Source organism: Kosakonia sp. MH5 (assembly GCF_009935945.1).
GTDB lineage: Bacteria > Pseudomonadota > Gammaproteobacteria > Enterobacterales > Enterobacteriaceae > Kosakonia > Kosakonia radicincitans.
Genome location: NZ_QODH01000001.1, coordinates 1340696 through 1353533 on the forward strand (window position 1 = coordinate 1340696; position 12838 = coordinate 1353533).

The window sequence follows — 12838 nt, forward strand, 5'->3', positions numbered from 1 at the left end:
AATCAGCAGGGAATGCTGCTTAATTAGCCAGAATGCCGATGCAACCGGTCACGCTTTACTGAAGCTCAGCATAATTCACTCGTGCTTTTAAACTGCATTAACTCACTGATAGAGCATATGAAAATCGTATAGTTATGAATAACGCTCACGAGTAAATGTTAAAAAGCTCGCGGATTAAGGGCTTGCCGCTGCATCATTGCTGCGTTGTCACGTTGATGGTCATGCGCTGCGATTATGTTTAGCGTTTTCTTTGTGGGACTACGCAATTATTACATCTTGAAAACTAAGTACGCTTTCATTACCGTAAAAACTGTCTATCTCCTGACCACAGAGGCTCCACCATGACGGCTGAAGCAGTTATTCGTCACGCTACCGAGGCGGATTTTCCCGCGCTCTCGCGTATTTGTTTAGAAACCGCCAATGCTGGCAAAGATGCGACAGCGCTCTATTCTGACCCCGCCCTGCCCGGCCTGCGCTTTGTGATTCCCTACGCACGTTTTGCGCCGGATTTCGCGCTGGCGCTGGAACAGCAGGGCGAGGTCGTCGGCTATGCGGTTGCCGTACCGGATACCCGTGCCTTTGAGGCGGTGCTGAACCAGCAGTGGTGGCCTATGTTGCAGGCGCAATATCGTGACTACCCGGCCAGCGCCCCGCTCGACAGCAAAGTTCTGGAGGCCATCTTCCAGCCGGATGCCGCCGCCGATCAGCTGGTAAGCCAGTGGCCAGCGCACCTGCATATCAATCTGCTGCCACCGGCTCAGCAGGGTGGCTGGGGGCGCAAACTGATTGAGCAACTGCTGGCGCTGCTGCGCGAGGCGGGTGTGCCTGGCGTGCACCTTGGCGTCAGCCTGCAAAACGAGCAGGTTTGCGGTTTTTATCAGCGCCTTGGCTTCACGCCCATCGTACGCAGCAACGCCATTTATATGGGCCAGTTACTTTAAGCGAGACACAGTATGACCAGCCTGCATCTGCAAAGCGTTAAGAAGTCTTACGAGCAAGTGAACGTGATTCACGGGATCGATCTCACTATCAACAGCGGTGAATTTGTGGTGTTTGTTGGCCCTTCGGGCTGCGGAAAATCGACGCTGCTACGCATGATTGCCGGGCTGGAGGAGATTAGCGACGGCAAGCTGCTGATTGAGGGCGCGGATATGACCCACCAGCCAGCAACCGAGCGCGGTATCGCCATGGTGTTTCAGTCCTACGCGCTTTACCCGAATATGACGGTGCGCGGCAACCTCGCTTATCCGCTGGAAGTGATGAAGCGTCCGAAAACCGAGATCGCACAGGCAATTGCGCAGACTGCGGAGCGCCTGCATCTGACCGAGCTGCTCGATCGTCTGCCGCGTGCTTTGTCAGGCGGGCAACGTCAGCGCGTGGCGATTGGGCGCGCCATTATTCGCCATCCGCGCATTTTCTTGTTTGATGAGCCCCTGTCGAATCTGGATGCCGAGTTACGTTTGCAGATGCGTATCGAAATCGCGCGGCTGCACGCCTCATTGGGTAATACCATGATTTACGTCACCCATGACCAGCTGGAAGCAATGACGCTGGCCGACCGTATTGTGGTGCTGCGTCAGGGCCGTATTGAACAGGTCGGTGCGCCACTGGAGCTGTATCACGATCCGGACAATCTGTTTGTCGCCGGGTTTATTGGTTCGCCAAAGATGAATTTCTTACCCGCAGAAGTGGCCGCCATCACTCCCGGCGAAGTGCAGCTGCGCGTGCCTTCTCTCGGCCTTCACGCATTAACCATGAAGATTGACGCCGCCTGCCAGGAAGGGCAGAAAGTGACGCTTGGCGTACGTCCTGAACATTTTCAGCCTGCCAGCTCAGCCAGCGCGCCGTTGAGCTTTAGCGCACCGCTGTCGTTCAGTGAGATGCTGGGGCATACCAATTATCTTTATCTGGATGTAGGCCAGGAGCGGCTGCTGGTGATTGAGGAGCGTAACGTGGCAAGCCATGAGATGGGTGAGCCGGTACATTATCAGCTGGATGCGGGGAGTTGTTTGTTGTTTGATGAAGGGGGAATGCGGTTACGGTGAAAGGCGCTGCACGGAATAGCCGCGGTTAGCGCCATAGTGCTTCCACCGACCGCCGTGCAAACCAACCTGAGTTCGATATTCAACCGAACTCAGGTTGGTTTCAGATTGATACGTTTATGGTTGTAATCGTGGATGTATTCGCATATGGCGTGTTTCAGCTCACCTGTCGTTGGGTATCCCACTTTTGGGCGCAGTTCAGGCGCAGGACTTAGCCTGAGGTGAACGAAACCCGCGCAATGCCAAAAAAACGCGATGAAGCGCAAATTTTTACGACGCGATCTCTTCATCCGCCTGTGCGGCCAGCAAATCCAGCAATTTATTCACCGCAAAACCCGCCGCGCCCTGTGCCCACATCCGATTTGACTCGGTAATAAACTGCAACGGCGTCATGTGCGGCGTCAGTTTCAGGCGATAGGTCTGGAAACTCTGGGTGATATTATCCAGCAAAATGCGCGACGCCATCTGTGGTTCCATCGCCAGATAGACCACATCGGGATCATAGGCAACCGACAGATTTGCCAGCGATATGCCCAACTGATGGCCGGCTTCCGCCAGCGCGCTCAGCACTTCCTGCGTCGGGCGCATATCCAGGTCGCGCAGCGCCTGCGGCACCTCATCTTTCAGCGTGGCGGCCACCCGTCGCAAAATCGCCTGTGATGAGGCGACATCTTCCAGCAGGCGCTCGGAACCATCCCCCAGCAGGGCATTACCAATCTCACCCGCTTTACCATGACGCCCGCGATAGAGCTGACGATCGAGCAGAATACCTGCGCCAATCCCTTTACCAAAGGTGGCAATAATCGCCGATTGCGCATGACCGAGCTGACCAAATACCAGCGCCGCCATCGCTAAAGCGTTGGCGTCATTTTCGATAAATACCGGCAGCGAAAAGCGTTCCTCCAGTAGCCGGGCAATCGGAACGTTATCCCAGTCCAGCACGCGTGAACGCACGCAATAGCCATTGCTGGCATCCACCAGACCAGACAGCGCCAGGCCAATGGCGCCCACCTTTCTGTTCTCTACGCCGCGCAGAAACTTTGCCAGCGCATCGCCCAGTTGTTTCGGTGTCATGGCTCCGGAAGGCATTTGCTGCTCGCCGATGATATTGCCGCCCAGGTCGGTCAGCACAATCAGATTACGTTCTGCATTGAGCTGGATGCCGATCACGCTGGCGTGGTCGGGATTAAGACCAAGCAGGGTTTTGGGACGCCCCATCGAGACACGTCGCAGCCCCAGCTCCTGTACGATGCCCCCGGTCAGCAGGCGATTAGTAGCCTGCGAGACCGTTGACATACTCAGGCCGCTACGCACTTTGAGATCGGACTGGCTGATCGGCGCATTTTCGACAATCAGCCGCAGAATACGGGCAGTTACGTTCGGAGCAATCATGGTTCTCTTTATCAGCAGAATGAAAAGGTTACGCGGGTTGGTTCATACTGAACTGGCTGGCAAGCCGTAGCGCACCGCTCAGCGCATCGCCCTGCGGTGGCACCAGTAGTGCGGCGATATCCGCCGGAAGCCAGGGCTGAATCGGCGCGGCCAGGCCTCCCATCAACGCCAGCTTACCGTGGCTGCGCGCCAGTAGCGGCTGTATCATCAGTGCGATATCCGCAGCGGTTTGCTGAACCAGCGCAGCGCCATGCACATCACCCGCCTGCGCGGCGGCGAAAACGTCCGGCACTATCCGCCCCCAGTCGGCTGGCGTCGCCTGACGTGACCAGATTAGCATCTGTTCCGGGCTGTCGTGGTAATGCGCCATGATGCGTTGCGTCAGCGCCGAAGACGGCACGATGCCTTCATGGGCCAGCAGCGCCAGCCGGAGCGCACGCTGCCCCAGCACCGCGCCTGAGCCGGCATCGGAGAGGGCAAATCCCCAGCCGCCGAGCAGTGTAAACTGCGTGCCATCCCATGCCGCGCCCTGGCTGCCGGTGCCGGTGATAAATACCGCCCCTGGCGCGCCATTATGCGCCCCGGCGCAGGCCGTTTCGACATCGGTAAAAACATAGCGCGACTGACAAACCGGCTGCCAGCTATCCAGACGTGCTTTGACCGAGGACACATTTGCCCCCGCGAGGCCTGCCACCAGCACGGTTTGTGCCCGTGCCGCTGCCGGTAATGCCGCCTGAGTGAAAAGATCGTCAATCACCCGGTCAATAGCGTCAATCGCCGCTTCAAAGTGCGACCAGACATTGGCTGGCCCGCCGCGCGCTTCCGCCAGCAACTGCCCCCGATCGTCGGTGAGACGTCCACGACAGCGCGTACCACCACCATCAATACCCAGCATCAATGACTGCACGCGCTTCCTCCTGCCCTGCACCGCCCGGGATGACCCTTTATAGATGTGCGAAAGATAGGGTAAAAAAACTTAAATCGCAATAACAAATAAATATGGAAGACACAACACTAAATAAAAATGATTAAAATCATATAAATAATAAAAACATTGATTTTTACGCTCAGGATATTAATTGACTTTAGTTTTTCTGCCGTAATAAGTTAGCGGTCAGATTATCAGCAGCCTGATGGGTCGGGCAGCTAACAGGCAACGGGTTTCAGGGGTATAACATGAAAGTGGGCATTATTGGTCTTGGCTTTCGTCTTTCCCATGTGGTGAAAGAGTTCAGCAAAGCCGATACAGAGTTCTCAGTAGTGGGTTATGTCGATCCGGCTCCGGCGGGTTTACCCAATCTTCACACCTTCGGTATCGATCCCGGCAAAGCATTCGACAGCATTGACGCCCTGCTGAGTCATGGCGGTTTTGATCTGTTGCTGATCGGCTCACCGAACTTTATGCATCTTGAGCATATTCGTCAGGGACTGGCAGCGGGTTATACCGTCTTCACCGAGAAGCCGGTGGTCATCAATGAAGAACAGACGATGTCGATGGCGCGGCTGGTGCAGCAGTATGGCCACGAGCGTATTCTGGTCGGTCTGGTGCTGCGCTACTCGCCGCTGTATCACGACCTGTTGATGGCGCGTGATGATAAACGCCTCGGAGAGATCACCTCCATCGAAGCCACCGAACATATCAAGCCATACCATGGCGCCTTCTTCCAGCGCGACTGGCGTCGGCTGGAGAAATACGCCGGTCCGTACATTCTGGAAAAATGCTGTCACGATATCGATCTTTATCAGGGCCTGATGGGTGAGCGCCCGGTGCGTGTCGCCAGCTTTGGTGGCCGTAAATCCTTTACCCCGCAACACGCGCCGCAGGGTGCCGTCACACCTGATTCCGAGGTGTATCATGTCAAACCGAGCGGCTGGTCAAGTACCGACGCGGTGTTTGATAGCGACGCCGATATCGTCGATTACCAGACGGCCATCATTGAATACGCCGGTGGCGCCACCCTGGCCTTTCACGCCAACCTCAACGTGCCGGATGAGTTCCGTCGTTTTTGCGTAATGGGCACCGACGGCATGGCGGAAGGTGACTTTGTGCGTAACTATTTCCGCGTGCATAACGCCCGTACCGGCGAGCGTGAAGTAGATACCACATACAGCGGCAACGCTTACGATGGTCACTATGGCGCTGACGCGCTGATGGCTGAAGAGATTGTGAAACACATTAAACAGGGAACGCCGCTGAAAGTAACGGTGGTGGACGCACTGGAAGCCGGGCTCACCGCAATTAAAATCGACGAAGCGCGAAAATCGAAAACCGTGGTGGATATGACAGAAAGCTGGAAACAATTTGACGCCAGCCTGGGGAAAAAGTAGCCATATAACGGCTACAGACTCGCGGTCCCCCTAATCGCGAGTTTTGTCATGGCGATACAGACTGGACATCTCCTTTACCGGCCTCCTGGCCGGTTTTTATTTCTCACTCAAAACCACGTCCTGTGGACCGGGCCATCAATAGATTTTCGCTTTGCCTGATAGTATTGAGATCTTTTTCTGACCTGCAGCAGCGCGTATCACGCTTAAACCCGATGTTGATGATGGGAGTGAAATCGCGCGCACGACTTTCATGTCAATTCATCATGAAAAGAGGGCATAAGAGAAATTAAACCATTCATCAATAGTTACCAGAAAAAGCGTAACATGTGTTTTTTTGTATAAAATGCTCTTATCGTTTTTTGTAAGTTAGTTATGCTTGTTTAACTACTCCGAATTAGAAGGCGACGCGCAATGAAACAATTAAGAATTTATACATTAAAAGATAAAGAAAGTGCGGAAAAATATTTCCGCACTTGTTGGCCAAAGCACATGGTGAGCTTACCAAAGTTTGGGATCTTCATTAACAGCGTATATCTGGGTGGCAATGAGCAAGCTAATCAGGTTATAGCGGTGGTCACGTTCCCTGAAGAGTGTGATGTTAACCTTTTAAATCGCCAATATATGCAAAGCCCGGATTTTAGCGAAGACATGCGTGGATTCAATATGACAGATATAATTCATGTTGATGAAATTGCAATTAGCGAAACGCTTTTTTAACAGCTTTTATTGCAATAGCTGACCGGCACAACCCAACGAGACAATATTTTTCCAGCAATAATTCATTTGAAAGATATTCGCGACTTCAGAAAGTTGAATATACCTTCGACCAGAAGCAGAAAGTCTGCTTCTGGCTGTGAGTTCAACGGGTCGATAAGAGTTAGAAACGGAAGGGTAGTACGTGATTACGTAAAGGGAAAAGAGTAGGCCCCATTCCCTGTGCGATCCCCATCAGCGAAAGCCCACCTGCTGTTGCATGAGACTGACCCCGAATAATCAGGAATAACCGGCTTAATGTTGGTTGTTTATCCTGGTAACCGGAAGGTTTCACAGCAAATTCTGATGGAGTCAATCATCCCGGCGCAGAGTGGGAACGCCGCCGTATTTCTTGCGCTACGTACAGAACGTGGCATCGGAAATGCCCGTCTTGCGGCAGAACCGGTATGCCCGGCTCAGCCAGCTTCAGGGCAAAGACAATCTGCTCTTCAGTGAATCGTGATTTTTTCATCGTCACCACCTCCGTTCAGGGGAGTATGGATCATGCCGGAATTTCTGTTTCTGAATGGAGCAGGATTTTGGGTCAGGGTCATGTATCTGATAACCCATTTTCATCATTTTTGTTTGCTTCCGTTCTGCCTGAAAACATGGGATTAATGTCACTCTTCCGGTTTTGGTCAGTTCGTATACTGCAAGAGTGCTATCGGGGTCCATTATGTTTCTTGAAGAACGTAGAAAGTCTATTTTGCAATATTTAGATGAGCATGAGCGTGGCTATGTGAATTATTTTGCTGCGCATTTTAATGTCACGAAAGAAACGATACGCAGTGATTTAAATACTCTTGCAGAGATGGGGCTGGTGCAGCGCTGTTACGGCGGAGCAATTATTTCACGCCGTAGTTTGCTGGCCGAACTTATTTCTGAAACCGGTGATAGTTTTGAGGTGCTACTGCAACCTATTTATCACCGTAAATCACCCAGTGATGAGCGACAGAAAGGAAAATTTATGCAGGGCAAGGTATGTGTATTTGGCTCGTTCAATGTTGACATTGTGGCTAAGGTTGAACGTTTCCCACGGGGAGGAGAGTCGCTAATGGCGCTGGGCAGCAGTCTGGGGCCGGGCGGGAAAGGGGCTAACCAGGCAACGGCCGCCAGTAAAGCCGGTGCTCAGGTGCATTTTGTCGCAAAGGTGGGTAAAGATCAGTTCAGTAATTTAGCTGCGGATCACCTAACTCGCTCTGCAATTCACTCTTACACGCTTTATCAATCCGAGAGTGAACCAACCGGTAATGCAATTATTTATGTTTCTCAGGAAAATGGCGAAAACATGATTGCTATTTATTCTGGGGCAAATAAGACTATTACCCACAATGAAATTCAGGCAATTATTCCGGAATTATCTTCATCTGACGTTTTATTGGTTCAACTGGAGAATAATTTCGATGCCACTCACTCGATAATTAAGATCGCTCACGAACTGGGTAAGCGAGTGATTCTGAACCCGGCCCCTTATTCTGCTGAAATTATACCCAGCATTCCCTTTGTGGATGTCATTACGCCGAACGAAACGGAGGCGTCTTTATTGTCGGGTATCGACATTAACGATCTTGATACCGCAAAAGAAGCGGCCCTGCGCATTGCCGAACTGGGAGCCAGGAAAGTACTGATTACAATGGGATCGCGTGGTGCACTGCTGCTGGACAACCGCCAGTTTAGCCATATCCGCGCCTTCCCTGCCGTCACCGTGGATACCACCGGTGCTGGCGATGCTTTTAACGGTGCGCTAGCCGCCTCGCTGGCCGCCGGAAACAGTCTGGTGCAGGCCACAACCTGGGCTTCCGCCTTTGCCTCTCTGGCCGTTGAGCTGGAAGGGGCATCCAACATGCCTGATTTCGAACAGGCAAACGCACGACTCCGTACCCTCAGAACTCAGGAAAAATAATATGAAAACGATCAACGGTATTGTTCCGGTAATGCTGACGCCATTCACAGCTGACGATCGGATTGACTATCCGGCGCTGGCGAAATTAATCGACTGGTATCTGGAGAAGGGGGTTGATGCGCTGTTTGCCGTCTGCCAGTCAAGCGAAATGCAGTTCCTTTCTTTAGAGGAACGTGTTGAGCTGGCGCGCTTTGTGGTACAGCACGTTAACGGCCGCATTCCGGTTATCGCCTCTGGTCATATCAGCGACGATATTGAAGCACAAAAAGCCGAGCTGCTGGCGATGGCGCAGACCGGCATTGATGCTCTGGTGCTGGTGACCAACCATCTCGATCCGCGTAACGAGGGCAGTGAAGTCTTCTACGCTACGCTCAATACGCTGCTGGATACGCTGCCGGCCTCTCTGCCGCTCGGCCTTTACGAGTGTCCGGCGCCATATCGCCGCCTGCTAAGCGATGATGAATTTACCTGGTGCGCCAACAGCGGCCGTTTCATTGTGCTGAAGGATGTGAGCTGCGATCTGCCGACCGTTGAACGTCGCGTACGTCTGGCTCAGGGGACGCCGCTCAACGTCATTAACGCCAACGCGGCGATTGCCTGGCCAGCGATTCTGGCGGGTTCGCAGGGCTTTAGCGGCGTGTTTACCAACTTCCATCCTGAACTGTACAGCTGGTTATGGCGGGAAGGGAAAAACCAGCGCGCGCTGGCCGATGAACTGGCGATTTTCCTCTCGCTGGGGGCCGTGACCGAAACGCTGGGCTATCCGAAAAACGCCAAAATTTATCATCAGCGCCTCGGGACCTTTGACGGTATCACCTGCCGGGTTAACAAGGATGATGTGCTGAATAAGTTCTGGGGGCTGACGGTGATCCTCGACCAGATTCGTGCCGGAACCGAACAATGGCGTCAGCGTATCGCTGGCTAAGCAGAGGATGCCATTATGATCGTAACCAGTATGAAGGCATGGCCTGCCCAGGAATCCGCTTTCCATCCGGTGATTCGTCAGGCGCTGGCTTTTCTTGCGCAGAATGATTTTCAGGATTTCGTGCCGGGCAAAATCGACCTGATCCCTGGCAGGCTGTTCTGCCTGTTACAGGAGATGGACAGCGTACCTTTTGAAGAGGCGCGGCCGGAGTCACATCGCCAGTTTATCGATATTCAGTATCTGATCTCGGGTCATGAGCGTATGGGTGTCAGCCGTGTAGAAAGCGGTCTGCATACCGTTGTTGATGACCGTACACCGCAGCAGGACATCATGTTCTGGCAGGTTGAAGAAGAAGAGATACAGGTGACGTTAACGCCCGGTATGTTCGCGATTTTCTTTCCACAAGATATTCATCGTCCGTGCTGCCATCCGCAGAGTGGTGGGGTTAATCATCTGCGCAAGGCGGTTGTCAAAATCGATCGTGCGTTACTGGAGGAGACGGTATGAGCACAGTGAATCCGGCTTCCGCCACGGCAATTGCGCCGCCGAAGCTCTCCCGCCGTCGCTGGGGGATCATTTTAATTCTGCTCCTGGCTGCGGTAGTGAACTACCTTGACCGCGCCAACCTGAGTATCGCCAATACCACTATTTCGAAGGAGTTTGGTTTCTCCGGCACTGAAATGGGCTTGCTGCTGTCGGCGTTCCTCTGGCCTTATGCGTTGGCTAACCTGCCCGCCGGATGGCTGGTAGACCGCTTTGGTCCGAAGAAGATGTTCACCGGTGCGCTGACTCTTTGGTCCGCCGTGACCTTCCTGATGGGGTTTGTGAACACCTACAGTTTTTTCTACGGTCTGCGGGTTCTGTTAGGGGTTGCTGAGTCCCCGTTCTTTACCTCGGGTATCAAGATCACCCAAAGCTGGTTTTCAGATAAAGAGCGCGGCCTGCCGACATCGATCATCAATACCGGTTCGCAAATTGCTAATGCCATTGCTCCGCCGCTGCTGACCGTTCTGCTGCTGTGGGTAGGCTGGCGCGGAATGTTTATCGCCGTCGGTCTGTTGGGGATTCCGTTAGTGCTGGCGTGGTTGAGGTTTTATCGCGATCCGGATGCGCGGGAAGCGATGCTGATTCATACCGGTAAAGTCGCCGTTACCACAGCGGATAAACCGCAGGTAAACTGGAGCGACCTGTTCCGCAACAAAACGACCTGGCTGATGATTTCCGGCAACTTCTGCATCATGTTTACTATCTGGGTTTATCTGACATGGCTGCCGGGTTACCTGGAAACATCGCTGGGCTTTAGCCTGAAGCAGACGGGCCTGATAGCATCGATTCCGTTCTTCGCCGGTATTCTTGGCGTGCTGTGCGGCGGGATGATCTCTGACCGTCTGGTGCGCAAAGGGGTTAATGCGGTAACGGCGCGTAAGGTGCCTATTGTGCTGGGTGCGACGATGGCGGCCTGTTTTGTGATGCCAATTCCGTTCGTCAGCAACAGCGGTACTGCGATTACGCTACTGACGCTGGGCTATTTCTGCTCGCAAATGCCATCCGGAGTTATCTGGGCGCTGGCAGCAGATATGGCACCAAAAGAGCAGGTTGCTTCCCTCGGTGCGATCCAGAACTTTGGCGGTTTCCTCGGTGCAGCGCTGGCGCCAGTGATCACCGGGATTATCCTTGACACTACCGGTCAGTTCACCAACGTCTTTATTCTCGGTGGCTGTCTGCTGTTCCTTGGCGCCTGTCTCTATGGTTTCTTTGTACGTAAACCGTTGGCACAGTAGTTCTCTCCTCAGACAAAGCGCCGGCTGGTGCTTTGTCTGTCTTGCGGTGTGCCATGGCCGTATCGCGGGACAGTAACCACAATCTTTCGGGAAGGAAAGGATCCTTATATCGCTGAAAGCCATTGCTAAAATCTCGGTAACAACTAGCCGTGCAGTTAAATTGCCATGAGGATGTGTTGCCGGAGGCGCTTACTCGCGTGAAAACCCCGCAGGGGAATTGACCATGGCGAATATTGATTCGGCGGCCAGTGCAGCCGGGTTGACGGAGTTGAAACCTGTCGATTACACGGCAGTACTGGAAAAAAATGAATGCGCGGGTACAGGCGCCAGGGCTGACCGGGACACCCGGTCTGATTGTGATGCCGGCACAGAACGCCACACCGAAAAACATCACGGTATTCGCCGGGCTGGCCTCACCACAGCAGATCCTTTCCGCGATACAAAAAGCACAGAACTGTACGCGCCCGATCCGTCCGGGCTTGTCCAACCCGGCAAAGGGGGGATACCCCCTCACCTTCGTCGGGCGCCAGTTTGTGACAGTCATCAGGCATTATTTCCTGTGTGTTTGTTACTGCAGACGTTCGGTAAGAACACGCCCGGATGCCTCGGGGCGGGTTTGGGTCTCGGTTTGGTCACCATGTCATAGATATAGACGACCGCATCGTGCCAGAAGCGGACGTTTCCAAGATTTGCATTCATTAATCCGCGTAGAACAGATCTCATCGCATAGTCATGCAAACATGCCGGGATCATCAGGGAGGTTTTTTCGAGATACGGACAAGGAAAGGTGCTCTAAACAGATAGGAGGCCGCTGAAACGCGCTTAAGACCCCTGTGGGGGTGCGGCCAAGGGATGCTATGGTAAATCAATACGATTGCAAGCGACAAGAAAGCCGCCCTATCTGGCGGCTTTCTGTAACGGGAACTCTGATTAGTAATTACAAATCAACTTTTTTTACGACCTCGTATACTGCTGCATTGTTGATGTTACGGTTTTGAAACTCAACTACCAACTCGCCCTCTGCTGCTTTATCCCAGAGTTCGTTAGCAGTGGTGCGGAACCGACGACCCAAAGATTTTCTAGTTGAGGGGCTCAGTTTGCTCCATGATTCATTTAAGGCTTTAAAATATAACTCATTTGCTTTGAAGCTTTTGTTTTCTTTACGGTTCTTTATCGCAAAGGAAATCATCTGATGAATTACTTCATTGATTTCATCATCGCTTAAAGTTTTGGTTTTTTTACTATTAACAGCATCACTAAGAAGCGATGAAACAATGTCCTCGAAGTCCATGTCTTCGTCGTTTTCATTAGCATGGTTAAGAATCTCACGCACCACTGAATCTTCAACATCTATAAGAACCTTCATGTTTACCCCTTGTTTTTCATTGTGTCACCTTGTTAATCCGAAATATATTTGAAACGCTTACTCATGTAAACATGTTTTTTATTGTTTTTAGTTCTTTTTAATTGTTTCTCGGAGCTGTCCAAGTTGCTGGGTCATTCGGTGAGGGGGCGTGCTCATTTCTCAGACTTGGGATGAAAGTCCCTGTCTAGCTTGATGGTGAAAAACGACTAATGTGGCGATAGGGATGTTATGTCTAATGTGGCATAACATCCCTATCGCCATGATTTTAACGTCCGCTTCACGCCCTGAGACATTCGACAAGCTTTTTATGGCTTCAGTAAGGGCGAGTTTCGCGCTTTGAGAGCCAGC

At 52.6% G+C, this 12838-nt stretch carries 14 protein-coding genes and 1 pseudogene; 9 read left to right on the forward strand and 6 right to left on the reverse strand.

Annotation, left to right across the window (positions count from 1 at the left end; genetic code table 11):
• Window positions 1-341 precede the first annotated feature (341 nt).
• Window positions 342-941: a GNAT family N-acetyltransferase gene (locus DK872_RS06360; RefSeq protein ID WP_007373359.1), complete on the forward strand. Its 600-nt coding sequence runs from the start codon at window positions 342-344 to the stop codon at window positions 939-941.
• A gap of 12 nt (window positions 942-953) precedes the next feature.
• The gene (locus tag DK872_RS06365; protein ID WP_161518135.1) at window positions 954-2045 is read left to right on the forward strand and encodes an ABC transporter ATP-binding protein; all 1092 of its coding nucleotides are present in this window, start codon (window positions 954-956) and stop codon (window positions 2043-2045) included.
• A gap of 89 nt (window positions 2046-2134) precedes the next feature.
• Here the strand turns inward: DK872_RS06365 and DK872_RS27965 are convergent, their stop codons facing one another.
• From DK872_RS27965 to DK872_RS06380, 3 genes are read right to left on the reverse strand one after another with little or no spacing between them, the layout of a single operon-like run.
• Complete coding sequence (locus DK872_RS27965; RefSeq protein ID WP_139201272.1) at window positions 2135-2332, reverse strand: IS3 family transposase; 198 nt, start codon at window positions 2330-2332, stop codon at window positions 2135-2137.
• On the reverse strand, window positions 2313-3434 hold the full coding sequence (locus DK872_RS06375; protein WP_007373357.1) for an ROK family transcriptional regulator: 1122 nt from the start codon (window positions 3432-3434) through the stop codon (window positions 2313-2315). Before DK872_RS06375 ends, DK872_RS27965 begins: the two co-directional genes overlap by 20 nt.
• Window positions 3435-3462: 28 nt before the next feature.
• A complete protein-coding gene (locus DK872_RS06380) occupies window positions 3463-4329 on the reverse strand; it encodes a BadF/BadG/BcrA/BcrD ATPase family protein (RefSeq protein WP_035887167.1) in 867 nt (288 codons plus the stop codon).
• Between the two features lie 281 nt (window positions 4330-4610).
• Between DK872_RS06380 and DK872_RS06385 the strand changes: the two genes are divergently transcribed.
• The gene (locus DK872_RS06385; RefSeq protein ID WP_074776919.1) at window positions 4611-5762 is read left to right on the forward strand and encodes a Gfo/Idh/MocA family protein; all 1152 of its coding nucleotides are present in this window, start codon (window positions 4611-4613) and stop codon (window positions 5760-5762) included.
• Window positions 5763-6173: 411 nt separating this feature from the next.
• Complete coding sequence (locus DK872_RS06390) at window positions 6174-6479, forward strand: hypothetical protein (protein WP_079516900.1); 306 nt, start codon at window positions 6174-6176, stop codon at window positions 6477-6479.
• Between the two features lie 396 nt (window positions 6480-6875).
• On the opposite strand, the pseudogene DK872_RS27300 reads toward DK872_RS06390, so the two are convergent.
• Window positions 6876-6987, reverse strand: a pseudogene (locus tag DK872_RS27300) (transposase); the annotation flags it as partial.
• A 204-nt stretch (window positions 6988-7191) separates the two neighbouring features.
• On the opposite strand from DK872_RS27300, the gene DK872_RS06395 reads away from it, so the two are divergent.
• From DK872_RS06395 to DK872_RS06415, 5 genes are all read left to right on the forward strand, one after another.
• Window positions 7192-8418, forward strand: a complete 1227-nt coding sequence (locus tag DK872_RS06395) for a PfkB family carbohydrate kinase (protein WP_007373350.1) — start codon at window positions 7192-7194, stop codon at window positions 8416-8418.
• A gap of 1 nt (window position 8419) precedes the next feature.
• Window positions 8420-9343 (forward strand): dihydrodipicolinate synthase family protein, encoded by a 924-nt coding sequence (locus tag DK872_RS06400; RefSeq protein ID WP_007373349.1) that lies wholly within the window; start codon window positions 8420-8422, stop codon window positions 9341-9343.
• Window positions 9344-9358: 15 nt separating this feature from the next.
• Window positions 9359-9850, forward strand: coding sequence for a YhcH/YjgK/YiaL family protein (locus DK872_RS06405; RefSeq protein ID WP_161518136.1), 492 nt, complete (start codon window positions 9359-9361; stop codon window positions 9848-9850).
• Window positions 9847-11124, forward strand: a complete 1278-nt coding sequence (locus DK872_RS06410) for an MFS transporter (protein ID WP_007373347.1) — start codon at window positions 9847-9849, stop codon at window positions 11122-11124. The genes DK872_RS06405 and DK872_RS06410 overlap by 4 nt, the downstream gene beginning before the upstream one ends.
• 223 nt (window positions 11125-11347) lie before the next feature.
• Window positions 11348-11770 (forward strand): hypothetical protein, encoded by a 423-nt coding sequence (locus DK872_RS06415; protein ID WP_072438071.1) that lies wholly within the window; start codon window positions 11348-11350, stop codon window positions 11768-11770.
• A 291-nt stretch (window positions 11771-12061) separates the two neighbouring features.
• On the opposite strand, the gene DK872_RS06420 is transcribed toward DK872_RS06415, so the two are convergent.
• On the reverse strand, window positions 12062-12490 hold the full coding sequence (locus tag DK872_RS06420) for a hypothetical protein (protein WP_161518137.1): 429 nt from the start codon (window positions 12488-12490) through the stop codon (window positions 12062-12064).
• Between the two features lie 159 nt (window positions 12491-12649).
• A partial coding sequence (locus DK872_RS27490; RefSeq protein WP_237656157.1) for a hypothetical protein occupies window positions 12650-12838 on the reverse strand: 189 nt, incomplete at its 5' end.